Source organism: Pseudarthrobacter sp. BRE9 (genome assembly GCF_031844305.1).
GTDB lineage: Bacteria > Actinomycetota > Actinomycetes > Actinomycetales > Micrococcaceae > Arthrobacter.
Window position 1 is genome coordinate 313,224 of record NZ_JAUZUY010000002.1, and the last position, 25,366, is coordinate 338,589.

Genomic DNA, 25,366 nt, shown 5'->3' on the forward strand with positions numbered 1-25,366 from the left:
ACGGCGCCGCCCACCGTGCAAGGTGGGCGGCGCCGTCGTCATTGCTGCCGGTGGGGGACAGCTACTGCCGGTTCCCGGCTGCCCTGGCAATCAGGACCTTCTCGTCCAGGGGCGACTGCCCACTTGCCCGCTCGCTCCGGAAGTGAGCCCGGGCTTCGTCCTGCCGGGCCTTCTCGGCGCCCGTGGCGATGGCTGCCCGCACGTGCTCTTCGCCATATCCGAAAGCGTCCACCAGGTCCAGGGCATGCGGACGGATCCTCTCCAGCAGCCGGTTGATGTACCCGCCCACAGTGCGGGCCCGCTGCATGGAGAGACGGCCGTTCATGAGGTACCAGGACAGGTTCTTTTCGATCAGCGACAGGCCAAAGAGGTCCCGCAGCCAGGTCAGCACCTTCCTGGTTCCGGGGTCCTCCACGTGCTGCAGGGCGTCCGTGAACGCCTCCCACTGCAGCAGTTCGGCATGTGCCCGGGCAGCGTCGATCAGTTCGTTCTGGTGCCTGTTGAACAGGGCGGCGCCCTTGTCCTGCGGCAGCCGCTTGCTGCCCTTAAGGGCCGCCCCGGCCTCGGCCACCATGGTCTGCACCCTGTCGGTAAGGAGGGCACGCTGGCCTTCCTCGTCCCGCAGCGCAATCGCAGCCTTTTGGACCGAGCCGGTGTCGGCCACGAACTGGGCCACCTGGCGCAGCCCGGTGCAGTGGACAGCTGCGCCGGCGGCCTGGTTCACCACGTACCGGGCCAGCACGCCGAAGTCCACGCTCCGGAATTCCTTGGCATAGTCAGCCAGCAGGCGCTTGGCCACCAGCTGGAGCAGCACAGTGTTGTCGCCCTCGAACGTTGCGTAGACATCCAGGTCCGCCCGTAACGAGGCGAACCGGTTCTCGATCAGGAAGCCGGCGCCCCCGCAGGCTTCCCGGCATTCCTGCAGCGTGTCCAGGGCGTGCCAGGTGCTCAGCGGCTTCAGCGCCGCTGCCAGGGTTTCCAGGTCCTGGCGGTCCGCGTCGGTGTCGTGGGCTCCGGAGAAGACGTCGTCGAACTTCTGCAGGAGCTGTTCGTGGGCAAAGCCGGCCGCGTAGGTGGTGGCGAGCCGGGTGAAGAGGCGCCGCTGGTGCCGCTGGTAGTCGAGCAGGACCTCTTCCTCGGTGTGCGAGGAGGCGTTGAACTGGCGGCGTTCCGTGGCGTATTGGATGGCCGCCTTCAGGGCCACCTTGGAGGCTGCGACGGCGGCACCGTCCAGTGATACCCGGCCCTGGACCAGCGTCCCCAGCATGGTGAAGAAGCGCCGCCCGGGGCTGGCGATGGGTGAGGTGTAGGTTCCGTCGGCATCGACGTTGCCATACCGGTTCAGGAGGTTCGTCCTTGGGATGCGGACGTTGGTGAAGTGCAGCCGGCCGTTGTCGATGCCGTTCAGGCCGCCCTTGATGCCGTCGTCCTCCCCGCCGATCCCGGGCAGGAATTCCCTGGTGGCCGGATCCCGCAGGTCTACGTAGAAGGCGTGCACCCCGTGGTTGACCCCGCGGGTGACCAGCTGCGCAAACACCACAGCGCCCAGGCCGTCGATGGCGGCGTTGCCGATGTAGTCCTTCCAGGCGGCGCGGAAGGGGGTGTGGATGATGAACTCTTCGGCGGCGGGATCATAGGTTGCGGTGGTGGCAATGCTCGCCACGTCCGAGCCATGGCCGGTCTCGGTCATGGCGAAACAGCCGGGGATGTCCATGTTCATGATTCCCGGCAGCCACTTGGTGTGGTGTTCTGCGGTACCCAGGTGCATCACTGCGGAGCCAAAGAGTCCCCACTGGACCCCGGCCTTGATCTGCAGTGACGGGTCAGCCACCACCAGCTCCTCGAACCCCGCGATGTTTCCACCGTGGTCGTCGGAGCCGCCCAGTTCCGCCGGGAAGGCCCGGTGCACGGCTTCATTGTCCACAAGGTATTGGAGCTGGCCGAACACGCGGACCCGGTGCTCCGTGTGCGTCAGGCCCTCGATCTTGTGCAGCTCCGGCCTGGCGGCCAGCTCCCTGGCCTGGAGCCGGACGTCGGACCACTTGCCCAGGAGCTGCCGGCCCAGTGCTTCGACGTCGACGGCGGGGGCAGGGCTGCTGCCCATGGGTTTGGCTGCGGGGGTTGCCGCGGGGCGAAGCCCCTTGCGGGCAGGGCGGTCCACTACTTCAGTCATGTCACAGTCCTTCTTTGGCGGATAACTTGGTGGTCGATGGGGCGGGAGTGAGCTCGGGGGCGATGCCTACGCACAACCACGCCGTGATCTGGCGGGCCATGGTCTCCTGGGTTGGTTTGGCGGGGGAGTCCGGGGTGCTGAGCCATTGTTCGCCGGCGTTCCGCACCAGGCCGATTGCCGCCTTGGGCCAGTAGCCGATGACGGTTTCCTTGACGTCGCCCAGGTGCGAGCGCATGGGAGTGGCAATCATGTCCGCAATGGCGTCAAAGAAGTGGCCCAGGGGACCCCCCGAGGCGGCCGGGTGCGGAGGGTTGGAGGGGTCGCCGGGGGCGTAGCTGGTGACGAACGCGTAGACGTTGGGGCTGGTGTCCGCCATTTGCAGGTAGGCCGAGACCATGGCCAGCAAACCTTCCCGGGGAGCGACGGCGCTTTGTGCTGCTTCCTGGATGCGGTGCTGCATCTGGGTGAGGACCACTTCGCCCACAGCCTGCTGCAGCCCTGCCTTGTCCCCGAAATACCGGTAGAAAACCGACTTCGAGGTCCCCGCGGCCGTCGCAATGTCCTCCATTGAAGCGTCGCTGCCTAGCGCATGCACCGCACGGCGGGCCTGCTTAATGAGCTCGCGGCGCCGCTCCTCCCGGTGGCTCTGCCAACGTGCCGAACGGCCGTCAGCGCTCGCGGAAGGAGGCAGTTCAAGGGTTTCAGGGAAGCCTGTGTCCTGGAAGTTCACGATACCCAGCGTATCAGGTACGCTGGGTATCGGTAACCAATTGTGACCAGAGGAGCCTCCATGTCCACACACGGACAGTCCACCCCCGCGCCGGACGGATCACCCCGGGCCGTGGTCCCGGCAACCCGAAGGGCGGTGATCGTCGGTGCCAACCGGATCCCGTTCGCCCGCGCCGGCGGGGCCTACGCAAAGTCCTCCAACCAGGACATGCTGACAGCTGCCCTCGATGGCCTGATCGCACGGTTTGGCCTCCAGGATGAACGGATCGGCCAGGTCGCCGCCGGTGCTGTCCTCAAGCACTCCAGGGACTTCAATCTCACCCGTGAGGCCGTCCTGGGCTCGGCACTTTCCGCCGAGACCCCGGTGTACGACCTCCAGCAGGCATGTGCCACCGGCCTTGAAACGGTGGTTGGCCTGGCCAACAAGATCAAACTCGGACAGATCGATTCGGCCATTGCCGGCGGCGTGGACTCAGCCTCCGATGCACCGGTGGTGGTCAGCGAGGGGCTGCGCGAGGCCATCCTGGACCTGCACCGCGCCAAGACACTTCCCCAGCGCCTGCAGATCCTGAGCCGGCTGAGGCCCAAGGATCTGGCACCGCTTGCGCCCGGCACGGCCGAGCCACGCACCGGGTTGAGCATGGGCGAGCACCAGGCCCTCACCACTGCACAATGGAAGATCTCCCGGGAAGCACAGGACGAACTGGCACTGAGCAGCCACCACAACCTTGCTGCCGCCTACGGGACTGGCTTCTTCGATGACCTCATGACTCCCTACCGCGGACTGACGCGGGACGCCAACCTGCGGGCCGATACGTCACTTGAGAAGCTCGCGTCCCTGAAGCCGGTGTTCGGCCGGAACCTCGGTGCAGATGCAACCATGACCGCAGGGAACTCAACCCCCCTCACCGATGGCGCCTCGACCGTGCTGCTGGCATCGGACGAATGGGCAGACGCCCGCGACCTGCCCAAGCTCGCAGCCGTGGTGGACGCCGAGGCTGCGGCCGTGGACTTCGTCCACGGCAAGGACGGCCTGCTGATGGCCCCCGTCTTCGCCGTGCCCAGGCTCCTGGCCCGCCAAAACCTTACGCTTGCGGACTTCGACTACTTCGAAATCCACGAAGCATTCGCCGCCACCGTCCTGAGCACCCTGGCCGCGTGGGAGGACGAGGAATTCGGCCGCACCCGCCTCGGCCTGGACGGTGCCTATGGCAGCATCGACCGCTCGCGCCTGAACGTCAACGGGTCCTCGCTGGCGGCAGGCCACCCGTTTGCGGCGACCGGAGGCCGCATCGTCGGCACGCTTGCGAAGATGCTCCACGCCAAGGCGGCCTCCACCGGCCGTCCTGCTCGCGGCCTGGTGTCCGTCTGCGCAGCCGGCGGCCAGGGCGTCGTCGCAATCCTGGAATCCCTGTAGGAGGCGGCATGGCTGATACATACGCGCAACTGGTCAACAGCGGCCCGGGCCGCAACCTCGCAAAAAAGCTCGGCCTTCCGCAGCCAGCTGTCCTGCGGCGTTACGAACCCGGGCAGCCCCTGGTTAGCGGGCCTGTCATTGTCCTGGGAGATACTCCCGGCGCGGACAAACTTGCTGCCGAGCTGCTGTCCTGGGACCTCGACGTCAGGAGGCATGCCGTTCCGGCCGAAAAGCTGGGTGCCATCATCCTGGTCCTCGACGAGCTCGGCCACCCGGCGGACCTGGAAAAGCCTGTATTGGCGGCAGCCGGTTCCCTCCGTGACCTGCGGGCCGGTGGCCGGGTCATTACGGTGTCCCGTCCTGCGGCGGAAGCGTCTGCACCCGAAGCTGCGGCAGCACGCCAGGGGGTGGATGGCTTCCTGCGTTCCCTGGCCAAGGAACTGAGGGCGGGAGCAACCGGTAATGGCGTACTCCTTGCTGACGGCACCACCTCCACCAGCCCCGGCGCACTTGGCGCCATCAGGTTCTTCCTCTCAGCCCGTTCAGCTTTCGTCGACGGACAATTCCTGACGGTCTCAACGGAAGACGGTTCGCTGCCCTCCGACCCGGAGCCGCCGCTCGCAGGCAAAGTGGCCGTAGTAACCGGCGCAGCCCGCGGCATCGGTGCCCAGATTGCCCGGACGCTGCACCGCGATGGCGCCACGCTGGTCCTGGTGGATATCCCGGCAGCGGGTGACCAGCTGGCAGCAGTGGCGAACGAGGTGCGGGGCACTGCACTGCAGCTCGACATTACTGGAGCAGACGCGGGCCGGCGCATCATCGACCACGCCGTGCAGCGGCACGGCCGGCTGGACATCGTGGTGCACAATGCCGGGGTCACACGGGACAAGCTGCTGGCCAACATGGACCAGGCACGGTGGAACCAGGTCATCAACATCAACATCGCCGCCCAGCTCCGGATCAACGAGGCACTGCTGGCCTCCGAACACTTCCGGTCCTCGCCACGTATCGTTTCTGTCGCCTCCACCAGCGGTATCGCCGGCAACCGGGGGCAAACCAACTACGCCGCGTCCAAGGGGGGAGTTATGGGAATGGTGCGTGCCAGCGCCCCGCTGATCGCATCCCGTGGCGGCACCATAAATGCCGTTGCCCCCGGATTCATCGAAACCGACATGACAGCGCGCATTCCTTTTGCAGTCCGCGAAGTGGCACGCCGGTTGAACTCGCTGCAGCAGGGCGGCCTGCCCTCCGACGTCGCCGAGACCATCGCATTCCTGGCAAGCGACGCCGCGGGCGGAATCAACGGGGAGGTGCTGCGGGTGTGCGGCCAAAACCTGGTGGGGGCATGACGCTTACACAGCCGGTCGTCCTGGCCGAGATGCCGTCGTTGTCCAAGCTCTACGTCAATGCCGCCGCCCTGGCGGCACGGCGCAGGCTCCTGGGAACCCACGACTCAGCTGTCCTCCCGGCCGAGAGCCATGAAGTCAGGGGAGTGACGGTGGGGGTCGAAAACCTCACCGCCTACCAGCACCTGATCGGTGAAACCGCCAGCGATGTCCTGCCGGCCGGTTTCATCCACGCCACCGCATTCCCGCTGGCCATGAGCGTCCTGAACCGCGACGACTTCCCACTGCCCCTGCTGGGCATGATCCACCTGCACAACACCGTTGAGCAGAGGTCGCCACTGGTCTTCACGGACGTTCTGGACATGACCGCCCGGGTGGAAAACCTCCGCGGCCACCGTGCTGGTTCACAGGTGGACGTCGTGGCGGAAGTGCGCCGCGCCGGCTCGCAGGACGTGCATTGGCGGGGCGTCTCCACCTACCTCGCCAAGGGAGTGTTCCTGCCCGGGATCGACAAACCCAGCACCGTTCCACCCAGGGCGGACTTCCGGCCGCCGGACCCCACGGCCCTGTGGCACCTGGGCGTCGACACGGGGCGTGCCTACGCCGCGGTATCAGGGGATTTCAACCCGATCCACCTGAGTGTGCTGTCAGCCAAGGCCCTGGGTATGCGGCGATCAATAGCGCACGGGATGTACTTGGCCTCGCGTGCGCTCGCAGATGTTGGGCCAGCCCGGGGCGACTCTTTCACCTGGGACGTGGAGTTCGAGGCTTCGGTGTTCCTGCCCTCCCGGGTTGCCCTGGAAATCGCGACCGAACAAAGCGGTTCCGGGGCCTGGAAGCACTCCCGGTTTGTCGCCTGGAGCCCCCGGTCCGGGCGACGCCATTTCAGCGGGACAGTGGCCACGCTCCAGCCACCCGGTTCCCGGCTCCAGGCCTAAATTCGGCCTAGTCCTGCGGGCGGACAGCCCGCAGGATGCGGTGGAGGCTCAGGAGGACCGATTCGGAGGCGGGGACCGTCCCGTGGGTCGATTCCCTGGCTGCGGCGGCCGCCATGCAGGCCTCCACCGCCTCTTTGGCGGCATCAAAGCGGTGTTTTTGGGTCTGTTCGTCAGCCTCGCTGTAGGACTCCAGCAGCTCTCCGGTTGCCGTGATGGCAGCGGCAAGCGGTTCACTGTCCTGCAGCGGGATGTCGTACGGGACGTCGCTTTCCCAGATGACGTCGGAGAGCACGTCCGTCATGTCCTGGATATGGAAGGTGACCCGCTCCAGTTCCCTAAGGTCGCGGTAGTCCTTGTCAACATCCCTCGGGTGCAGTTTCCGCCTGGGGTTCGCGCGGCGGCTGGCATCAGCTTCCTTGACGAGGTGCCGCACCGACCTTGCGGCCGAGGCCAGTTCGTCCGACCGCCGCGACCAGTCCTCGTGTTCGGGGGGCCACGATTCAGTAATCGCCGCCCCCATGTCCGTCAGTTGGCGCCCAAGGGCTTGGCGAAGATCCTTAAGGCTTGATGCCGCTGCATCGAAGTGCAGCGGCGGGAAGATGAGGAAGTTTACGGCGATGCCCACGGCCACGCCCGCACCCATCTGGACCAGGTATCCGAAGGAAAAATCGTCCGGGTTGCTGCCGCCGACCAGCAGGACCAGCAGGGCCGCCGTCGGAATCCAGTCACTGCCTGATCCGATGCCCGGCAAGCCGCCCAGGAGCAATCCGACTCCCATGAACAGTGCCACCGTTAACGGGGAGGGCTCGGCCAGGCTGACCAGGATGAAGGCAAGGCCGATTCCCATCGCCAGCCCTGCGAGCGCCTGCGCCCCCTGCCGCACCGAGCCGGCGACGTTGTGGTACATGGCCACCAGGGCGCCCAGCGGCGCATAGTACGCGTAGTGCGAGGCCGCGCCGGGCATAAGCGGCGCGATGGCGAACGCCAGCCCGGCGGCAAGCGCGGCTTTGGCAGCCAGCTGCAGCCGCTGCGCCGCAAAGGCGGCAGAGAGTCCCGCCACCGATTGTTTGAGAAGTTGGGTCCCCCGAGCCCACCGTGCATCCGGTCGTGCTTGAGTGTTGCCCATCCGGACCACAGTAGGGCCGGGCGCCCGTCAGGACAAACCGGCTGCCGAACGCCGGACTTCGGCGGCCAGGCGATGCGCCCTTCCCGGTGTCCGGCCCTCCTCCTGACGACGGGGGATGTAGCCAAAGCCCAGCGCGTACGACGGGTCGGCAAAACCGAGTGCCGCGTTGGCACCCTCGTGGCCGAAGGCCCGGTGGCTGCCAAAGTTCCGCGACGGGTGGGGTTTCATGAAGACGACGGCGAACGCGTTGTCCAGGCCCGAAGAACGGTCCAGGCCCCACACCTGTTCGCGGGTCATGGCCTCCACCGTCCGGGTTGCCAGGAACGGCTGCCTGCCGTCGACCCCTGTAGTCGCTGCCGCATACAACCGCGCCAGGCCCTCGGCTGAGCCGACCCCGCCGGCAGCGGACATCCCGGCGGCCCGGACACTGCGGATGTTGGGCAGTTCCATGACGGTACTGACCGGCGCATTGCTGTTGAGTCCCTCGAGGCTTAGCGGGTCAACCCAGGCCAGGCCGGGGTCTTCCTCATAGAGGACATCCCGGTACCGCGGCTCCAGGTCCGCCGGGAGCCCCAGAAAGAAATCCACTTCCTGCGGCATCCGGATCCGGAGGTCGTACATATCTTGCAATGCCTCGCCCGCAACGCGGCGGCACAGCTCCTCCATCAGGATTCCAATGGTCAGGGCGTGGTAGCCGAACTGCCGCCCGGGCTCCCAGGCGGGGGCGGCAACGGCAAGGCGCGCAGCGGCCGCGGGCGTGGTGAAGTCGTCCACGCTGAATCCGCCCTCAACACCCATCAGCCCCGCCTGGTGCGACAGCGCTTCCCTGACCAGCAGCGTGTCCTTCCCCTGGGCCCCGAATTCCGGCCAGTACTGGGCCACAGTCTTGTCCAGGTCAAGGACGCCATCCTGGACGAGCAGGGCGATGACCATGGCCGCAACACCCTTGGAGCAGGAATAGGCTCCGGTCAGGGTTTCGGGAGCCATGTCGGGCCCGCCTGTCAGGTGCACCACCGGCACCCCGTGGTGGTAAGCGGCAAGCTGCGCGCTGTAGCGGGGGTCGTCGGCAAGGAACGACTCAAACAAGGTCAGGACGTTTTCGTACCCTGGGGCAACGAAACCAAAAGATGTCTGCATGCCTCCAGTGTAGGAGGAAAGCGGTTTCCTGCTAACGGATTGGCCGGCGCGATGCTCCGTGTCCCGGCGCAACTTCCTCACCTGGCCGGACGGGCCCCGGCGGCGTCCCGTCCCCAAATGGCCGGCCACCCAGCGACTCCCTGCCGTGGTCCTCCAGCCAACCACTCAGCTCCGGCCCGGCAGGAACAATACCGGTGGGATTAATGTCCTCGTGGACGATGTAGTAGTGCTGCTTGATCTGCACAAAGTCCGTGGTGTCGCCGAACCCCGGCGTCTGGAACAAGTCCCGTGCATAGCCCCACAGATTCGGCATCTCACTCAGTTTCTGCCGGTTGCACTTGAAGTGGCCGTGGTACACGGCGTCAAACCTGGCAAGCGTGGTGAACAGGCGCACATCCGCCTCGGTGATGGTGTCGCCCACCAGGTAGCGCTGCCGCGACAGGCGGTCTTCAAGCCAGTCCATCGCAGTCCACAAGCGGTCGTACGCCGAGTCATAGGCTTCCTGCGAACCGGCGAAACCGCAGCGGTAGACACCGTTATTGACCTCGGTGAAGACACGCTTGTTCACTTGGTCGATTTCGTCGCGGAGGTGTTCCGGGTAGAGCTGCGGCGCACCTGGCCGGTGGAACTCCGTCCACTCGGTGGAGAAGTCCAGGGTGATCTGGGGGAAGTTGTTGGTCACCACTTCACCGCTGCGTACATCCACGATGGCAGGCACGGTGATTCCCCGCGGATACCCCGGGAAACGTTTGAAGTACGCCTCCTGCAGGCGCTCTATGCCAAGGACCGGATCCACTCCGCCGGGATCCAGGTCGAACGTCCAGGAACGCGCGTCGTGGGTGGGGCCGGGCTGGCCCAGGGAGATCACTTCTTCCAGCCCCAGCAGCCTGCGGACTATAACTGTCCGGTTTGCCCAGGGGCAGGCACGGGCGGCGATAAGGCGGTAGCGCCCCGCTTCCACCGGCCACCCCGGTTCTCCCTTGCTGCCTGGGGAGGCATCCCTGGTGATCCGGTCCTCAATGTAATTGCTGTCCCGGGTGAACTCCGCGCCGCCGGTCACATAGGCTCCACGGGTACTGTGCGTTTCCTGGCTCATGCCACAAGCCTATGTGCCAGCTATCTGTTCCAGGCGCCTTCCAGCAGGATGACCGAGACCGGCTGCCAGGCAACAAGCCAGGACCCGGCGACCAGGAGGGCGAACAGGGCAATCCACACTGCGGAGGGAATGGAGGTGGCACGGTACAGCAGGTAGGCGTCTGAGCTGCCAAGACTTCCACGACGCCGGATGTGGACGTGCGTGAGTTTGAGCAGGTCCCGGACTGCAGCCACGAGGAGTGCGAGACCGAAGATGACGGCCACGTGGCCCACGATTGATGCCGGTGCAAGGAATGTAAGGGCTGCGGAGCCGGCGATGGCAGCGGCAGTGATGATGAAACCGGCAAGGTTGCGGAGGAAGATGAGCGAGACGGCGAGGACCAGCAGACTCACGGCCATGGCTGCGGGGCCCCATCCGCGAAGGCCGCACCATACAAAAGCGGCACCGGCCATTGCGGGTACCGGGTATCCCCAGAAGCAGGACCAGGCTGCTGCAAGCCTGCTCCTGCTGTAGGTGGTGGTGGTTCCGGAATGGTCAAGCCTGAGGCGGATTCCGGACAGCCGCTGCCCGGAGGTCACGGCCGCGAACGCGTGGCCCAGCTCGTGGGTGGCAGTGGCCAGGAGCCCGAAGTAGCGCCAGCTGCGGCGGGGTATGGACAGCCCGACGGCGGCAGCCAGGGACAGCAGCATCTCCACCCAGGTGATGTTGGGTACGTTTGTCTGCGTGAACGCCGCACTGAAGACGTTCCACAAACTGGCGGGGCTGTCCAACGTTGCCTCCTTGGCTGCCGGTCGGCGTCGTAATGTCTTTTCCAACGCTACGCACTCCAGCTGGGCGCTGGCTCATAGGCGAGGCTTTAAAGCCGGAAGGCACGCCTTGTGCGGCGTGCCTTGCGGTTTTGGTCAGGACGCTGGATCGGTCCCGGGAAGGTTATTGACTAGCCTTCGCACTCGGTGCAGTAGCTGTGGCCGTCCTTTTGACGGGCGATCTGGGACCGGTGGCGGACCAGGAAACAGGAATAGCAGGTGAACTCATCCTCAGCCTGCGGGATGACCTGGACTACGAGCTCCTCAGCGACAAATTCGCCGCCAGGGACGCCGGCGCCGTCCAGTCCGTCAGCCTCGTCCAACTCCTGCACAACACTGCGCGCATCGGGAGCATTTGCTGACTGGAGCTGCTCGAGTGAGTTGTCCTGCGATTCCTTGACGTCGGAACGCAGTTCATCGTAATCGGTTGCCACTTTGGGTGCTTCTCTTTTCTTTGATTGGCTGTCGGGTATGAAACGTACAGCATCGGGCGGGTATTCCCCAACAGGGAGGGTAGATCTGCCACCTGTTGGGTAAAGGTTCAAAAGAGCAGCCGCAGGTTTTGGAAGCGCCATGCGGCTGCATAGGCAGTGGGGGGACAGCGTGCCGGTCCCCCTGCATGACGGAAGGGGCAGTGTGTGGAACAACTCACCGCAGAGTTCGGCGGTGCAGGACAAGTCGGTGTGGGCGTCGGTCCTGTGCTGGAGAAGTTCAGCAACGTGTCCAGGATCGTCGTCCTGCGTGGTGGAGGACTGGGCGACTTGATTTTCGCCATTCCGGCGATGGCCGCGTTGAAGGCGGCGTATCCGGGGTCAACCCTCACGCTGCTGGGTACGCCGATCCACAAGGCGCTGCTCGGGGCCCTGGAAAGCCCGGTGGATGACGTGGTGGTCCTGCCTTTCGCCGAGGGAGTCCGGCCTGGGGAAGAAGATACAGCTGGACTGGACCGTTTTTTTGCTGACATGCGCGGCAGGAATTTCGACCTTGCTGTGCAGCTGCACGGCGGCGGGCGCTATTCAAATCCCTTCCTGCTGCGGCTTGGCGCCCGCCATACCGTAGGGACCCGGACAGCCGATGCGGCCAGCCTTGAGCGCACCATTCCCTACCTCTATTACCAGCACGAACCACTCAGGGCCCTGGAGGTGGCCGGGTTCGCCGGCGCTTTCCCGGTCGACCTCGAAGCCCGGCTGGCACCCGCTGCCGGGGGAGCAACCCATAAAGCCGGCGACGGCGTTGGCGACCGTCCGCTGGTGGTAATCCATCCCGGCGCCACTGACCCCCGCCGTCGTTGGCCTGCCGAAAAGTTCGCTGAACTTGCCGCTGCCTGCGCGGCCGACGGCTCGCAGGTAGTCATCATTGGGGACGGCAGCGAGCAGGATCTAGCGGAGGGGATCGCGGCCCGGGCGGGGTCGGCGGCTGTTCATTCCGCGGCCGGCGCACTCGATATGGCAGGCCTTGTGGCGCTCCTGGCGCGAGCGGACGTGGTGGTTGCCAACGACAGCGGTCCCCGGCACCTCGCCCAGGCACTGGGCGTGCCCACGGTCGGTATCTTTTGGGCCGGCAACGTGATCAACGCCGGCGCACTGGGCAGGAGCCTCCACCGCGTGCACGCCTCATGGGTGACGGCGTGCCCCGCCTGCGGCATCGACGTGACCCAGGTGGGCTGGACCGCACCCCGCTGCGTCCACGATGACTCTGTGGTGGCAGGCATCGGAGTTCCGGAAGTCCACGAGGATGTCCGCAGCCTTATCGCCACAAAATACGCAAAGCAGGACGCATGAGCGGCACCAAGACCGTGGGGCAAACCAATGATTCCCTTCCCGCTGACGGTAAACCGGAACTCCTGGTCCTGCGCGCCTTGAAGCTGGGGGACCTGCTGGTGGCCGTGCCTGCCCTCAAAGGTATCCGGCGGGCCTTTCCCGAACACCGGCTGCGCTATGCGGCGCAGGGGTGGCTCTCAGAGGCACTGGGGCTCGTGGGCGGATACGAGCTGCTGCCGACGCACGGCCTGGACGAGCCGCTGGCAATGGAACCGGGCGTAGTGGACGTGGCCGTCAACCTTCACGGCAGCGGCCCGGAGAGCCAGGGGCGGATTGAGGCGCTGAAGGCCAGGCAGACCGTTGGCCACCGAAGCGCCCACCGGGACGGCCCGCCCTGGCGGCCGGAACTGCACGAGCGCGAACGCTGGGTGAGGCTCCTTGAATGGCATGGCATTGAGGCGGACCCGTTGGACGTACGGCTGAACACGCCCCACGTCCCCAGTCCCGTCCCCGGCGCAACAGTCCTCCACGTCGGGGCCGCCTACGGCAGCAGGCTGTGGCCGGCGGAGCGGTTCGCGGCGGTGGCAGCGGCACTGACAGAAGCCGGACATCAGGTGGTGTTCACCGGCGGGGCGGCAGAAAGGGAACGCGCCGAGGAAGTGTGCCGCCTGGCCGGACTCCCAGGCACCAGCATGCTGGCCGGCGTGCTCGGCCTCGGAGAGTTCGCGGCAACGATCGCCGCCGCACGCCTGGTAATCTCTGCCGACACTGGCGCCGCACACCTCGCATCCGCCTATGGCACTCCTTCCGTGGTGCTTTTTGGACCGGCCCCACCCGAAATCTGGGGTCCGCCCCCGGGGCCCCACGTTGTCCTGACCCGCGCGGAACTGCGGCGCGGGGACACGTTCGCAGCCCAGCCGGATCCCGCCCTGCTCGCAGTCCAGGTCTCCGACGTCTTGGCTGCCGTCAGGGGGCTGGGACTGCTGCTTTAGACGCTGCGGGTTTGCGCCTCAGCAGTGTGGTTCTGCAGGGGTCTGGTTGGGGCCTGAGGGCCTAAAATTGTGTGCATGAGCACTGAGCTGGAAATCGCTTTGGTGTTGGGGACGGCGTTCTTATGGGTCATCGTGACGCTGGCCATCCTGTCCGCCATTGACCGGCGCGAAAGGAAAGCGCGCCGGCAGGAACGGCGCAACCTCCGGACGGAGAAGCGGCGGATTGAATACCATCCGGTTGCCGCCGGTTCCCATCCCCAAAGGCGGACCCGGCATCCGCGTACCCGCAGGCTGCACCTGCATTGACGACGACGGGCCCTGCCCGGGTGCATCGGCGCGGATTACCCGGGCAGGGCCTTTTCAGGGCGCCGGTGCGACGTCGATCAGCACCTTTCCGACTGTTCCCTGTTCCACTGCATCATGGGCTGCGGCCGTCTCCTCGAGGGCGAAACGCGTCAGAGGCAGACCATGGTCTTCACCCACCCGGAGCGCACCTGCCGCGAGGGCCTCGGAAACGCCGGCTACGGCGTTCTGTTTCTGCTCGTCCGTGACCGTGTAGGTGAGGATGAATTGATAGCGGACGTTCCTGGTCATGCTTTCGCGGATTGGAACCGTGAGCGATTCCCCAGAGTTGGCCGCGTAAATCGAAATAGTCCCGCCAGGCTTGAGAACGTGGAGGTCGGCGCCGATGTTCGCCGGTGCGTTGACGTCCACAATGAGGTCCACCCCGCCGGGCGCCTCCTTATGGACAGCACTGACGACGTCGTCCTTCCGATAGTTGATGACCTTGCCGGCGCCTGCGCGGTGGGCGAGTTCCGCTTTCCGGTCTCCGCTGACGGTTGTGATGACGGCAGCACCGGCCCACCGGGCGAGCTGGATGGCTGCGTGGCCTACGGCGCCGGCACCGCCCGTGACCAGTACGGTCCGGCCCGCCAGGGCACCGGGGGAGAGCCTGTCCGGGCCGTCCTCGTTCGATGTCAGGGCCCGGTGCGCTGTCAGGGCGGGAATCCCAAGCGAGGCGCCGGTGTCGAAGGATTCGGCGACGGGAAGTGGCACGGCTTTGTGCATCGGGACCACGGCGTATTCCTGTGCGGTACCTTCGTTGCTGCCCCAGGCCACATCCCAGAGCCAGACACGGTCGCCCACGCTCAAACCCGTCGACCCGGGGCCCAGTTGATCAATGACCCCGGCTCCGTCCTGGTTGGGAACCTTGGCGGCGTCCAGTCTCCTTGTTCCACTTCCGGCCCGTGACTTCCAGTCGGTGGGGTTTACTCCGGACACCACCAACCGGACCCGGACCTCGCCCGGACCTGGGTCTGTCAATGGTTTGTCCCGGAGCTGCAGTACCGATGAGGGACCAGTTTCCCCGTACACAATTGCCTTCACGTCTTCTCCCACCTCCGGATTGCATATCCCTTACCGCTCCAACGTACCGAACCCCTGCTGCCCAAGGAGGCCTGACGGGTTACTGGAATCATCCGGCCAGCGGTAGTCCCTAAAACCGGGGCGTGCCGCGGAGCCGGCGTGGCCGGCCGTCGGGGTCGACAATGAACCGATAGACCGGATCGGCCCAGAGACGCTGAAGGGGCGGCACGGGTGCCGGGGCGTGATGGCGCACCTGCCCGGCCGGCCGGGGGGTCCGGCGGCCGGCCCGGTGCCACGTGTCCAGGGCATCGGCCGCGCTGTTCCACAACGCCAGTCCTGCGCTGTCATCGTGAAGTTGAGGGTCGTCCTGGTCAAGGCCCAGGTGTTCGGCCCAGAGCTGGAGCCTCAGCTCTTTGGCGAGTGGTTGGGAAGGCATGGTGCCGGTGTCTGCGGGCGGCATGCCGTTGGACCTGTCCATGACTGCGCAGGTGAGCTCACTGTCGGTGGTCCAGGACCGCCGGTTGAAGTTGTCTGATCCGCAGGTGAACCAGGTGTCGTCGATGATGCAGATCTTGGCGTGGACGTAGATGGGAGTCCCCTGGGTGTTTTCCAGGTCGAATATCCCCACCCTGTCGGGCGCGGCCCGGCGGAGCACGTTGATGGCGCGGAGTTGTCCCAGGCGCTTGGATGGTCCGCTCACCAGTCCATCGGTGTCCGGGTACCTGGGCACCACAATGATCACGTTCAGCCCGCGGTTGCCCTCCAGGGCGGCGGCGATTCCTGCCGCGACCTCTGGTGACCACAGATACTGGTCCTCGATGTAGATGAGTGACCGCGCCTGGGCGAATGCCTTCGTATAGGCCCGGGCTATGCTCCGTTCTCCCTGTGGTGCGAAGGGGAACGGCGGGTGCTTCACCCCATAGGTGCGCAGCAGTTGTACGGCGTGCGGACCTGCCGGAGGTGGGGGAGGAGCGGTCTCGGGGAGCGGTTTGGGATGCCTTGGCATTCGGGCCAGGCGCTGCAACAGCATCCGGTACGGGGTCCGCCGGTCCAGGGGGTGGGGGTCGTTCCACCGTTCCGCGAACACGGCCAGCACATCTGCAACCACCGGGCCTCGCAGTTCAAGGGCGGCATCGTGCCACGGCGGCCTCGGTCCGTACCGTGAGTCCATCTTCACCGCCTGGGGGTCTCCCGCATGCCCGGCGTCGTCACGACGGCTGTGGGAAAGATCCAGTCCGCCCACAAACGCCACATCGAGGGAGGGGTCTGTACGACGGCGGATGACCACCAGTTTCTGGTGATGGGAACCGAAGAGGCGCACTCGCTGGTCCAAGAGTGCCTCTCCGCCGGAGTCGTTGATCTTCCGGCTGAGAAGTTCATTGGAACGGCCGCTGATAGGGGCGGACACCCGTTCACCATGGGATCTCCAGACGAGACCCCGCACCTCCACGCCAGACCGGGCCAATCCGGCGAGCAATGCGCCAATGGTCGTGCTGCCCGGCTCCATCTGCTCGTCCGCATCACCACGCCAGTCCGTGAACCACACCCGGTCTCCCGCCTGCAGTGCCGAAAGCTCCTGGTGCAGCCTGGAAAAATAGGTTGCCCCATGGATCAGGGGACGCACCAGATTCCCTTCGGACCAGGAGCCGGATTCTGTGCCGGCATGGACATCCGACGCAGCATTTCCCCGCTCGGCCCGATCCAGAAACCACTTGCCAATCCTGTTGTCCACTGGGCTCCTTCCGCGGCCCGGGGACGGGCCGCTGCGGTTTTCAAACTAGCCTAAGGCTGGCATGAACCCTCCCGCTCCGCGGGCACGCCGCCAAACCGGTTGACAGCAGGAACGCTCCACCGCCGGGTCGGGAATAGGCTTATGAAAGACCGTCCCCCGGAAAGAATGAGTCAGATCATGTCCCTGAAGGAAAAGCTGAAGGCCGATGTCATCGTCCACATGAAGGCGGGCAATAAGGTCGGCCTGACCACGGTGCGCAACGTCCTGGGTGAAATCGAAACGCGGGAGAAGTCCGGCAAGTCCCCGGTCGAGCTCGACGACCTGCAAATCACCGCCCTGCTTCAGAAGGAAGCGGCCAAGCGCCGTGACACTGCCGCCACCTATTCGGCCGCCGGCCACGATGACCGGGCCCAGGCTGAGATCGCCGAGGCTGAGGTTATCGAGGCCTACCTGCCCAGGGCCCTGAACCGGGAGGAAGCCGAAGCCATAGTCGACGAGGCAATCGCCGGCTTGAAGGCGGACGGCACCGAACTGACGATGCGCTCCATGGGCGCCGTGATGAAATCCGTGACACCCAAAATCGGCGGTCGCTTCGACGGCAAGGCCATCAGCGAGATTGTGAAGGCCCGCCTGGCATGAACTGATCCCTCGCGCGTGTCGGGCTTCGCGTCCAGCTCGCCCCATGGGGACATGGGATTGGGCCGGCGGCGATTGGGGGGCGGCATCCGGTCTCAGGGATGCCTTGGCCGCCGGCCCTGTCCCTATGTGTAAGGCCCTGCCCCAGCAGCAGGATCTTGTTTTCAACGGTAGGGCCGGTTCCTGAACGACAGCCCACGTTCGCCACAAGTTTCGCTCAAGACTGGCGCCCAAAAGGCCAAAATCATCGACGTCCGGGGCAAGCAGTTCAACGTCAAGGGCCACGGCGCATGTCCGCCTGCCGGACGCGGCACTCGCAGGAGCCTGCACCCGGAATCGCGACGGATAGCAGGGTCAAAGCCTGCGATTCCGGCCTATAGTCAAAGGACGGCACGTGCCACTTGTGCGGCTTCACTGTACTCGCGCGGCGCCACACTACATGGAATCGAGCCCACCGTGGCCACTACCCCCAGAACGCCCCTGCCCGGCCCCCGCCCCTTCGGCAGTCGCCCAAAGCACCCATCCGGTCAGAGCCCCGCAGCAAGGTGGCACATCGGCTGGGTGGTGGCCGGCACGCTGGCCGCAGGGCTTTTCGCGGCATTGCTCTTTGCAGCAGCTCCTTTCATCCGGTCGGGGGAAAGCGAGGTCACTGGCGCGGTGCTGTGTGGTCTCGCTGTGGGCTGGGGATTGTTGGCCCTCCTGTCAGTGCGGTTTACCGACCAGCCGCAGCGATGGGCTGTAGCGCCTGCACTCTTTATGGGGGTGTCTGGTCTGCTGTTGGTATGGTTCGGCGCCCCGGTGGATACGGTGTTCAGCTGGGTGTGGCCGCCTGCCCTGTTGGCGTTGGTGATATGGATGTTCTTCCGTGTGCGTCGGGAGCTTCGCAGCCGGAGCAGGCAATGGCTGATTTACCCGGTCATCGCGGTGCTGGCTCTTGCCTCGCTGGGTGGCGCCTACCAGACCCTGGGTTCCGCGGCTGATGAAAGGGCCTTCCCAATGCCCGGCCAGCTGGTCGACGCCGGCGGCTACAGCCTGCACCTCAAGTGCACAGGCACAGGAAGCCCCACCGTGGTGCTCCAACCCGGAGCGGGTGAGATGTCATCCAACCACGCTTTGCTTTCCCAGGCGGTTTCCGCAGCAACACGCGTCTGCGTCTACGATCGCGCCGGCAGGGGCTGGAGCGGGCCAGCTGACACCGTCCAGGACGCAACGCAGATATCTGCTGACCTTCATACGCTGCTGCACAACGGTAACGTCCCGGGACCTTACGTGCTGGCTGGTCATTCCTTTGGCGGTCTCTATGTGCAGACTTTCGCCGCCAATTACCCGGATGAGGTCGCCGGAATGGTGCTTATTGATGCGACGGACCGGGCACCGGCACCGGTGACCCGACCAGGTGCCGCGCGTGGTGGGTACGACCTCCTGAGCCGGGTCACTGCCGTCATCGCAATCCTGGGTCGGGTTGGTGCGGTCCGTTTGTACGCCCCTCTCGAAGATGTCGACAGCCTGCCACCACGGCCACGGGACGAAATCCGCGCGAACATTGCCGACCCGGGCAACCTGCGGAGCACTCTTGAGGAGTACATTCAGGCAAACACCTCAATGGAAGAAGCCGCATCACTGCAGGATTTCGCAGGCAAACCCCTTGTCGTCCTGACAGCGGGCATCGGCAATGACGCCAAGCACGAGGGGTCCCAGAACGACTTGGCCAACCTGTCCACCAACAGTGTCCATAAGACCATCGACTTTGCGTCCCATGAAGCACTCGTCGCCGAACCTGACGCCGCAGCAATCACGACGCAAGCGATCCTGGACGTCGTCTCCTCGGTGAAAACAGCAGCGCCCCTGCCAAAATGATTGCTACCCTGTCGTCCGCTCCTGAAAGGGCACGGCCTCGTCCACGGCGCGGTCACTGTTTTGGTAATAGCGGACTTCGAACATTTTGGCGCCGGTTGCCGAGACCCAGGGGCCATGCTTCATGCCCGGCGGGCGGGTAGCCCAGTCGCCCGTGGTGAAGGTGCGGTTCAGACGCTGGTCGACGAATGAACCTTCGAAGATGAATACCTCTTCCCAAAAATCATGGACCAGGACACCGTTTGGTGATGTATCGGTTCCAGGGTCAAACTTCAGGATGCGGGTGACACAGCCGTTCCTGTCATCACGAGCCAGGATCGCTTCTGAAAGCCCTGCAATGGGTGGTGTGCAGGGCGTGAACTCCACCGATGATGTTGGAGTGAACTCATATTCTGGTTTTGCCACTTCGCTTCCAGAGTTTCGTTGATTGTGCTTTGGGACAGGAACTGCCCGTCTGGCCACAAGGGCGTTATGGCCGACATGTCCGTGACGTAATCGAATAATCCTGCATCGTCTGCCCGTCACCCGTTTGGACCGTTTTAGGTCGTCGGCAGCGGATGCGGCCCAAGCATGAGGGGGGCGTCCGCGCTGGGCGGTGGTTCGCTGCCGCCCATGTCGAGCCGCAGCGGCGGATATTGGTCGGTCATCAGCGCTGCGTAGGCGGTGACACGGAATACCCAGCGATTCATGCCCATGAGGAGGTCGAACACCCCGCGGGGGTAGCGGCCGGCGAACAACAGAACGAGACCGGCGATGCAGACCAGCAGGCCGATCAGCCCGCTGCCGTAGGCCCAGGCGTTGCCATCGCGCACCTGGTTATAGCCAGCGAACGCGGCTCCCGTAAAGACCCCGATGATCAGGTAGTGCGGGAGCGCGAGCAGCCACCATTTCACCAACACGAGTCCGCGTGAGAGCGACTGCGGGTATTCAACGGACAGCCGTGCCGGATAGCCCGGGTCGTCGGCAAGCGTGAACGGCGGGTAGACGTCGGTACCCAGCGCGCTGTAGGAGTAGAAGCTGACGCGCCACGTCCAGCGCAGCACGCCGACGTTGAAGTCGAAAACTGCCCGCGGGTAGCGTCCGGTGAACAAGATCGCGAAGAACGCCACCACCGACAGCACCAGGAAAACGATCCAAAGGAAGAACAAAACAATGACGTGAGGGATGATCATCAGCCATTTGACCAGCCACAGCCAACGGCTCAGGTTTGGGGATTGCCCGCCGTCGAGAACGAGTGGGTATGAAGATAGTTGAGCCATGAGAAGTCCTTCCTTGGGCCGTACACCGTTGCCGGGCGGGGGAGCGGCGTTACAGCGGCGGGCGGGGTCTTACTGATTCGGCCAGGTCCGCGAGTATGTCGGCGGTAGGAGATTCTGCGCCGATACCGGCAACGGTAGGCTGTTACACCAAACAGGTCAATAGGGACATGTCCGACATGACAGCTATGATTGGGAGCATGGCTGAATGGGGCTTTCTGACTAACCACCTGCACGCGCTCTACTGCGTTGCGCGCCACCCCGGGATCCGAATACGTGAGATCGCCGAAAACGTGGGGGTCCAGGAGCGGGCGGCGCACCGTCTCGTTTCGGATTTGGTGGAGGGCGGTTACCTAACCCGCCGTCGAATCGGGAGCCGGAACTTTTATGAGCTTCATCCGACGCAGCCGATCCGCAGGGAAGGTCTGGACGAAGTCGCCGTTGGTGAAATTCTCGACGTCCTCCTCAGGCGAGAGGGAGACCAGGGCACTCCCGCGCAGCCGTCAGGAAGATGATGACCAGGACCAGGGCGTACACCGCCAGACCGGCCAGGACGATGGTGAAGAAACTGCTACCCGGCTACGGTTGGGCAACCCTCTCTTCAGAGTTGCGGGTCTCCCCGCTCCCGACTGCATGGCGGACGTCAGGCGGCCGTCGCCGGGCTTTGACGAGGGCAATCAGCAGGGTCAGGATGGTGCCGATCCAGGCAATCGCGGCCAGGAACACCAGGCCGATCGCCACTAAGGGGTGCATGCCGAAAGCCTAGGACTGAAAGGCCCGGAATCCCGGACGCAACTCCGCAGCATCAGGGTACGAAAAAGGTGCGCCCCGTTCGCTGAGCGCACCCTTTTCGATTCCCCTCGCAGCCGTCTCCCATCGACTGCACTCATAATAAGCATACTTAGCAATACGTTGGCAAGCCCGATAGGTCTCCACTTCAGGTCTTAAGAAAGTGAGCCCCCAGGGCAGGCAGGATGTTTAGGGCCCATCGCCCCTTGTGGGGAGGTTTGGGAAGAATCCTTAGTCTGTTTGGACGAATAGGAGGAGGAAGGCCACAGTCACTGCCAGCCCGATCCACATGCTGATCCAACATGTCTTCTTGTACTGCGGGGACTTGCCCCGCCGGTCTGCCATGAGCCATTGGTCGTACAGGACCATCGAGGCCACGAATACAACGCCGGAGATAGACAAGAAGGTGAACGACATGGCTGGTCATTTCCGGCCCTTGGGAGTCGCCGCTCTCATCCAGCCGATTACTGGCAGGAGGACTGTCAGGAAGACAACGCCGAAGGCCGACAGGTGGCGCATGTCTTAGTCTAGGGCAGGCTGAGCCACCGGGCTCTCTGGGCGCAAGGGTGACCTCCTTCGGCCTCTGGTCAGGCCACCACGACGGCGGCCACGGCCGGGAGGACCTCGGCGGACGGCTGCAGCTTCCCGGCCGGTATCCTTTGCAAGCCAACCGGATCAAAGGGATTGCCCGGTTTGGTGGCGGTGCTATCAGGTTCGTCGGCCTGTATGCCGGGGAAATTGCCGCGGATGAAAAAGCCCACGTCGCGTTCCTGCATAGCGCCCTGGGAGCTGCAGCGGTGTCACGGCGAAGATCAGTCTCGACGAGCTTCACCGCCACCAGGGCCGCCCGGCCCGGTGGGCTTATTCGCAGCCGTTGTCCTGCGCTTCAAGGTGTTTCGCCATGGCTTCGACGGCCTGGTTCCAGCGCGCCGTGAGCGCCTGTCTGCTCAACGGATCGAACATACCGGTAAGCACTTTTTCAACTGCATCATATGCGGCGTCCCGAACCCGTTCCTGCGCCGCCGGGCTGTAATAGTTCATGCCCATAATTCGAGACCGCGGCCACAAAGGATGGTCCGCCCTGGCCGACTGACATTCCATCTGATCAACCGGCCGCCCCAGTGTGTCAGCCCGTATCAGTCGCCCCCACCGGACACGCCCGCCGTCCCTGCGGCACGCAAAAAGCACCCATCCCGGATCAGCGGGATGGGTACTCTTTGGGGTCGGATCACCAGAAGTGGGCTACGTCCACTATCAGCCGGGAACCTGTTCCGGGGCCCTCCAGCGTGAAGACCCGGAAGGGCAGCCGGGCACGGACGCCCAGACCAATGCTGGTGTAGCCCTCGAAGCTTCCGGCGTAAACCACTTGCCGGAAGGTCTGGTAGCCGGTCACGTCGGAGAGCTCAGCCTTGGCGGCGGGGTTATAGGTGACGTTGCCGTTCTGGTCATAGGAGGGTGCGTTCACCGTGACCTGCAGGCGTGCGTTGCCCTGCACGGGAATCGTGAAGCCCGTGCCGTCCTGGATGATCTCCGGGACGTACCCGACGGTATAGCCCGTGACGGGGCCGTTGAGGTCAACCACCATCCGGTCGAAGCAGTACTGCTGCCCCGTGCGGACGTTGGTGACGGATGCGGAGCTCATCCCAGGCGCGCTTTTGGCCTGGGATCCCCATTCAAGACCGCAATAGGAAGTGGCGGCCGAAGCAGGGCCCGGCGCCAGAATGCCCAGCCCAACAGCCGCGAGGAGCGTCGTGAGCCAGAGAAGGAATTTCTTCATTGTGTGTGCCATCCAGAGGAGTGGTGCGGTTGGATAGCTCAAGATTAGGTCTGCGGGATGGGGGAAACGATGTTTGTGGCCGCTTCGCGGCGGAACCGCAAGGAACAGCCCGGTCTTATCACGCTCAAGTACATTCGACCGGTTTTTTACCGCCATCCGTAACTGTTCCGGCGCCGTTTCTGGACCCCGCCGTTATGCAGGTCACGACACTTGGGCAGGCAAGGCGGCGCCGGTCACCCTCATGGCCAAACCTCACGGGGAAGTAGCTCGGTCTTCGGGTCTTTTATCCAGGTTTGACTCGGCGTCCGGGCGCCGGTGCCAGCCAGCCGGTGGATAGCGTGAGTACAGGCCGGGATAGTCGATGACGAACCCGTCCCCATCGACTCTGATCTGGCGTCTGAAGTCGCTGTCCAGCGACTCATACAGGTAGAGATCGACGCCGGTTCTGGTATACGCCTGTGGGTCGGTCACTACTCGGAAGGAAGAGGCGTCGATATACGCGGTAGTGATTTCGGCGCGGAACCCAAGAGCGAGGTTGAGTCGCCGGATCGGCAGGGTGTTGGTGAAGGGGCTGAAGGCCAAGTCAATGTCAATTGCGCCCTTCAGATCAGGGCGCACCTCCTTGTTGACGCTCCACGTTCCGTCGTTGCCGCGACAGACCTCAAATCGCCGATCGTCATGCCGGTGAAGGGTGAGGTCACGGAAGACCCAATCGGCATCAAGGGTCACCTTGTAGTCGTAGCGCCCGTCGCTGTTCGTGAGGATAGATTGGGCCTGGAGTTTCTCACCAACCTTGAATTGAAGACGTTCAATGCTCGGCTTCTGCACCCCGTACCACGCGTAGTCCATCGTCCGCCCCTTCCCCCGGTTCTGTTAGAGCAACAGCTTCCGGCCCAGCTACCCGGCGCAAAGCCAGGATCACACGAATCCCTGGGATAAGCACGGCTCGGGATTTCACCGGAGCCCCTTCTTGGTTCGAATCAGGTCAAGCAAAGCCGGCAGCCTTGTGACGCCGTCGTCTGCCATGAAGTGACCTGCTCCCGGATGGACCTGCAGCTGTGCGTCCAGACGCCTGGCAAGGTCGTCGGATGCTGCCGGCGGAACGAAAGGATCCGTGTCAGAGCGGATCACTGTTCGTTCCCGAATCCTCGTTGCTATTCCTTCCACGTCAACGTCAGTTGCGAGGAAACCATCGAGTTCCGGCAGAGCTTCCAGTGGTTCCATGAAACCGGCTACCAGCACAAGACCGCCCAGCTCCCATGGTTTGGGCAGCGCCGCAAGTACCCGTAGGGCGGTGACCACACCGAGGGAGTGGGCAACAACCACCGTTGCCGCATCGGGCACCCCGAGTGCCGCACTGACTGCGTTCTCCCAGGCAGCCTTGTCCGGATCGTCCGGGTCCGGCAGGGGAACGACTGTTACTGCTACGCCTTCAGCTTCGAGGGTGCTTTGAAGCCAGGGAAACCAGTTCGCATCCGGCGACGATTCGTATCCGTGGACGATCACGACGCGACGGACGCGTGGAGCCGGGAGGTCCCTGTCTGTTGCGTTCATACGCAAAGACTCTAAAGGGTCTGATGCCGCGACAGTTGTGTGAGGGCGAATACCGCCCCGCATGTCGGCGCGAGGGCGCCGGGATGGTCGCCGCGCGAAACTGTCCTGAAGACCGGGAGCTCGTTATGCTCATCTCCTTCTCCGGCCGCGGGACTGCCTAACCGTCCCCCGTAACCGGTCTCTGGCGGCGCCACCAGGTCTGCCGTCAGGGGGTCCGGTCCCGGTCCTCGCCGTTGATGAAAACCTGCACCGCCACGACGTGACCTTCTGTCAGACCCTCCTCCGGGTCCGGCTTCTCCAAGAGGACGGGCAGGTGGTAGCGGTGGGCCCAGTCGTGCACGTCAGCCCCGAGAGCGTCGTCGATCCACACAACCGCGTCCCATTCCTCATTGCCTTCGGCCTCCATGTTGTCCAACCAACTGGTGACCGACCCCAGCTTGGGCGTCTGCTGGGCCTGATCGTCCGGCTCCGGATCAATCGCCACCCGCAGCGGGTTCACCTCAAGATTCAACTGGGCTTCGAGGCTGTCCATCAGATCTCCAGGCGATGTCGATACCCAGGCGAGCCTGCCTTTGGTGGCGAGGCGACGCACCAGGGCTGCCTTCAAATCCGACAGATGTAGATTCGGGCCATCAGAGCTGTCACCTGACTGAGGTTTCGGGTTGAGCACGCCGTTGATGTCGAGGAGGATGATCGGCTTCATGACCGAGACGATAGCCCCTCTCCAGGGCAGACGGTAGCCGCCAGGATACTGTTCACTCGGGTCGCTTTGCGGCCCCGTCCAACTGCCGGCAGGTGAGGTTCCGGACACGAAAAGAACCCTGACGGGGGTCGCACATTCGTACTGACGTGGTTGGAAAACGGTCTCGCGTGATTGGGGACA

General features: G+C 64.6%; 28 protein-coding genes. 9 read left to right on the forward strand and 19 right to left on the reverse strand.

From position 1 onward, the window contains the following. Nucleotides 1–61: 61 nt before the first annotated feature. Both Q9R31_RS06295 and Q9R31_RS06300 read right to left on the reverse strand, forming a co-directional pair. Nucleotides 62–2,173 (reverse strand): acyl-CoA dehydrogenase, encoded by a 2,112-nt coding sequence (locus Q9R31_RS06295; protein WP_311261885.1) that lies wholly within the window; start codon nucleotides 2,171–2,173, stop codon nucleotides 62–64. Nucleotide 2,174: 1 nt separating this feature from the next. Further along, nucleotides 2,175–2,903: a TetR/AcrR family transcriptional regulator gene (locus Q9R31_RS06300; RefSeq protein ID WP_311261886.1), complete on the reverse strand. Its 729-nt coding sequence runs from the start codon at nucleotides 2,901–2,903 to the stop codon at nucleotides 2,175–2,177. 60 nt (nucleotides 2,904–2,963) lie between these two features. Between Q9R31_RS06300 and Q9R31_RS06305 the strand changes: the two genes are divergently transcribed. The 3 genes from Q9R31_RS06305 to Q9R31_RS06315 are packed head-to-tail and all read left to right on the forward strand — an operon-like array spanning nucleotide 2,964 to nucleotide 6,603. Beyond that, entirely contained in the window at nucleotides 2,964–4,319 is a 1,356-nt protein-coding gene (locus Q9R31_RS06305; protein WP_311261887.1) for an acetyl-CoA C-acetyltransferase, read from the forward strand. Between the two features lie 8 nt (nucleotides 4,320–4,327). After that, nucleotides 4,328–5,668 (forward strand): 3-oxoacyl-ACP reductase, encoded by a 1,341-nt coding sequence (locus tag Q9R31_RS06310; RefSeq protein WP_311261888.1) that lies wholly within the window; start codon nucleotides 4,328–4,330, stop codon nucleotides 5,666–5,668. Beyond that, nucleotides 5,665–6,603, forward strand: coding sequence for a MaoC/PaaZ C-terminal domain-containing protein (locus tag Q9R31_RS06315; RefSeq protein ID WP_311261889.1), 939 nt, complete (start codon nucleotides 5,665–5,667; stop codon nucleotides 6,601–6,603). The genes Q9R31_RS06310 and Q9R31_RS06315 overlap by 4 nt, the downstream gene beginning before the upstream one ends. A gap of 7 nt (nucleotides 6,604–6,610) precedes the next feature. On the opposite strand, the gene Q9R31_RS06320 is transcribed toward Q9R31_RS06315, so the two are convergent. From Q9R31_RS06320 to Q9R31_RS06340, 5 genes are all read right to left on the reverse strand, one after another. Then, nucleotides 6,611–7,663, reverse strand: a complete 1,053-nt coding sequence (locus Q9R31_RS06320; RefSeq protein ID WP_311261890.1) for an FUSC family protein — start codon at nucleotides 7,661–7,663, stop codon at nucleotides 6,611–6,613. Between the two features lie 93 nt (nucleotides 7,664–7,756). Next, complete coding sequence (locus tag Q9R31_RS06325) at nucleotides 7,757–8,866, reverse strand: serine hydrolase domain-containing protein (RefSeq protein WP_311261891.1); 1,110 nt, start codon at nucleotides 8,864–8,866, stop codon at nucleotides 7,757–7,759. Between the two features lie 31 nt (nucleotides 8,867–8,897). After that, nucleotides 8,898–9,962 carry a glutathione S-transferase family protein gene (locus Q9R31_RS06330; protein WP_311261892.1) on the reverse strand — a complete coding sequence of 355 codons (1,065 nt, stop codon included), beginning with the start codon at nucleotides 9,960–9,962 and terminating at the stop codon, nucleotides 8,898–8,900. A 20-nt stretch (nucleotides 9,963–9,982) separates the two neighbouring features. Beyond that, nucleotides 9,983–10,732 carry a M50 family metallopeptidase gene (locus Q9R31_RS06335; protein WP_311261893.1) on the reverse strand — a complete coding sequence of 250 codons (750 nt, stop codon included), beginning with the start codon at nucleotides 10,730–10,732 and terminating at the stop codon, nucleotides 9,983–9,985. Nucleotides 10,733–10,899: 167 nt separating this feature from the next. After that, the gene (locus tag Q9R31_RS06340) at nucleotides 10,900–11,202 is read right to left on the reverse strand and encodes a DUF4193 domain-containing protein (RefSeq protein WP_018761323.1); all 303 of its coding nucleotides are present in this window, start codon (nucleotides 11,200–11,202) and stop codon (nucleotides 10,900–10,902) included. Between the two features lie 204 nt (nucleotides 11,203–11,406). On the opposite strand from Q9R31_RS06340, the gene Q9R31_RS06345 reads away from it, so the two are divergent. The 3 genes from Q9R31_RS06345 to Q9R31_RS06355 all read left to right on the forward strand — a co-directional run bounded on the left by Q9R31_RS06345 (nucleotide 11,407) and on the right by Q9R31_RS06355 (nucleotide 13,826). Then, nucleotides 11,407–12,549, forward strand: coding sequence for a glycosyltransferase family 9 protein (locus tag Q9R31_RS06345; protein ID WP_311261894.1), 1,143 nt, complete (start codon nucleotides 11,407–11,409; stop codon nucleotides 12,547–12,549). Next, nucleotides 12,546–13,520, forward strand: a complete 975-nt coding sequence (locus Q9R31_RS06350) for a glycosyltransferase family 9 protein (RefSeq protein ID WP_311261895.1) — start codon at nucleotides 12,546–12,548, stop codon at nucleotides 13,518–13,520. Before Q9R31_RS06345 ends, Q9R31_RS06350 begins: the two co-directional genes overlap by 4 nt. A gap of 75 nt (nucleotides 13,521–13,595) precedes the next feature. Next, nucleotides 13,596–13,826 (forward strand): hypothetical protein, encoded by a 231-nt coding sequence (locus tag Q9R31_RS06355; protein WP_311261896.1) that lies wholly within the window; start codon nucleotides 13,596–13,598, stop codon nucleotides 13,824–13,826. A 54-nt stretch (nucleotides 13,827–13,880) separates the two neighbouring features. On the opposite strand, the gene Q9R31_RS06360 is transcribed toward Q9R31_RS06355, so the two are convergent. Together Q9R31_RS06360 and Q9R31_RS06365 are read right to left on the reverse strand one after the other, a co-directional pair. Beyond that, nucleotides 13,881–14,906, reverse strand: a complete 1,026-nt coding sequence (locus Q9R31_RS06360; protein ID WP_311261897.1) for an NADPH:quinone reductase — start codon at nucleotides 14,904–14,906, stop codon at nucleotides 13,881–13,883. Between the two features lie 109 nt (nucleotides 14,907–15,015). Further along, nucleotides 15,016–16,509, reverse strand: a complete 1,494-nt coding sequence (locus Q9R31_RS06365) for a phospholipase D-like domain-containing protein (RefSeq protein WP_311261898.1) — start codon at nucleotides 16,507–16,509, stop codon at nucleotides 15,016–15,018. Between the two features lie 285 nt (nucleotides 16,510–16,794). On the opposite strand from Q9R31_RS06365, the gene Q9R31_RS06370 reads away from it, so the two are divergent. Both Q9R31_RS06370 and Q9R31_RS06375 read left to right on the forward strand, forming a co-directional pair. Further along, a complete protein-coding gene (locus tag Q9R31_RS06370) occupies nucleotides 16,795–17,256 on the forward strand; it encodes a GatB/YqeY domain-containing protein (RefSeq protein ID WP_311261899.1) in 462 nt (153 codons plus the stop codon). 558 nt (nucleotides 17,257–17,814) lie between these two features. Then, entirely contained in the window at nucleotides 17,815–19,110 is a 1,296-nt protein-coding gene (locus Q9R31_RS06375) for an alpha/beta hydrolase (protein ID WP_311261900.1), read from the forward strand. A 3-nt stretch (nucleotides 19,111–19,113) separates the two neighbouring features. On the opposite strand, the gene Q9R31_RS06380 is transcribed toward Q9R31_RS06375, so the two are convergent. Continuing rightward, on the reverse strand, nucleotides 19,114–19,512 hold the full coding sequence (locus Q9R31_RS06380) for a cupin domain-containing protein (RefSeq protein WP_311261901.1): 399 nt from the start codon (nucleotides 19,510–19,512) through the stop codon (nucleotides 19,114–19,116). A gap of 134 nt (nucleotides 19,513–19,646) precedes the next feature. After that, entirely contained in the window at nucleotides 19,647–20,366 is a 720-nt protein-coding gene (locus Q9R31_RS06385; protein ID WP_311261902.1) for a DUF4389 domain-containing protein, read from the reverse strand. A 197-nt stretch (nucleotides 20,367–20,563) separates the two neighbouring features. Between Q9R31_RS06385 and Q9R31_RS06390 the strand changes: the two genes are divergently transcribed. After that, nucleotides 20,564–20,878, forward strand: a complete 315-nt coding sequence (locus Q9R31_RS06390) for a helix-turn-helix domain-containing protein (RefSeq protein WP_311261903.1) — start codon at nucleotides 20,564–20,566, stop codon at nucleotides 20,876–20,878. Nucleotides 20,879–20,942: 64 nt separating this feature from the next. On the opposite strand, the gene Q9R31_RS06395 is transcribed toward Q9R31_RS06390, so the two are convergent. The 8 genes from Q9R31_RS06395 to Q9R31_RS06430 form a co-directional block, all read right to left on the reverse strand. Continuing rightward, on the reverse strand, nucleotides 20,943–21,116 hold the full coding sequence (locus Q9R31_RS06395) for a hypothetical protein (RefSeq protein WP_311261904.1): 174 nt from the start codon (nucleotides 21,114–21,116) through the stop codon (nucleotides 20,943–20,945). A 267-nt stretch (nucleotides 21,117–21,383) separates the two neighbouring features. Next, nucleotides 21,384–21,569, reverse strand: coding sequence for a hypothetical protein (locus tag Q9R31_RS06400; RefSeq protein ID WP_311261905.1), 186 nt, complete (start codon nucleotides 21,567–21,569; stop codon nucleotides 21,384–21,386). Nucleotides 21,570–21,739: 170 nt separating this feature from the next. Then, on the reverse strand, nucleotides 21,740–21,928 hold the full coding sequence (locus Q9R31_RS06405; protein WP_311261906.1) for a hypothetical protein: 189 nt from the start codon (nucleotides 21,926–21,928) through the stop codon (nucleotides 21,740–21,742). 85 nt (nucleotides 21,929–22,013) lie between these two features. Beyond that, nucleotides 22,014–22,193 (reverse strand): hypothetical protein, encoded by a 180-nt coding sequence (locus tag Q9R31_RS06410; RefSeq protein ID WP_311261907.1) that lies wholly within the window; start codon nucleotides 22,191–22,193, stop codon nucleotides 22,014–22,016. A gap of 187 nt (nucleotides 22,194–22,380) precedes the next feature. Beyond that, complete coding sequence (locus Q9R31_RS06415) at nucleotides 22,381–22,929, reverse strand: hypothetical protein (protein WP_311261908.1); 549 nt, start codon at nucleotides 22,927–22,929, stop codon at nucleotides 22,381–22,383. A 252-nt stretch (nucleotides 22,930–23,181) separates the two neighbouring features. After that, nucleotides 23,182–23,778: a putative glycolipid-binding domain-containing protein gene (locus Q9R31_RS06420; RefSeq protein WP_311261909.1), complete on the reverse strand. Its 597-nt coding sequence runs from the start codon at nucleotides 23,776–23,778 to the stop codon at nucleotides 23,182–23,184. Between the two features lie 105 nt (nucleotides 23,779–23,883). Continuing rightward, entirely contained in the window at nucleotides 23,884–24,483 is a 600-nt protein-coding gene (locus tag Q9R31_RS06425) for an alpha/beta hydrolase (RefSeq protein ID WP_311261910.1), read from the reverse strand. A 205-nt stretch (nucleotides 24,484–24,688) separates the two neighbouring features. Beyond that, the gene (locus Q9R31_RS06430; RefSeq protein WP_311261911.1) at nucleotides 24,689–25,186 is read right to left on the reverse strand and encodes an HAD domain-containing protein; all 498 of its coding nucleotides are present in this window, start codon (nucleotides 25,184–25,186) and stop codon (nucleotides 24,689–24,691) included. Nucleotides 25,187–25,366: the final 180 nt, after the last annotated feature.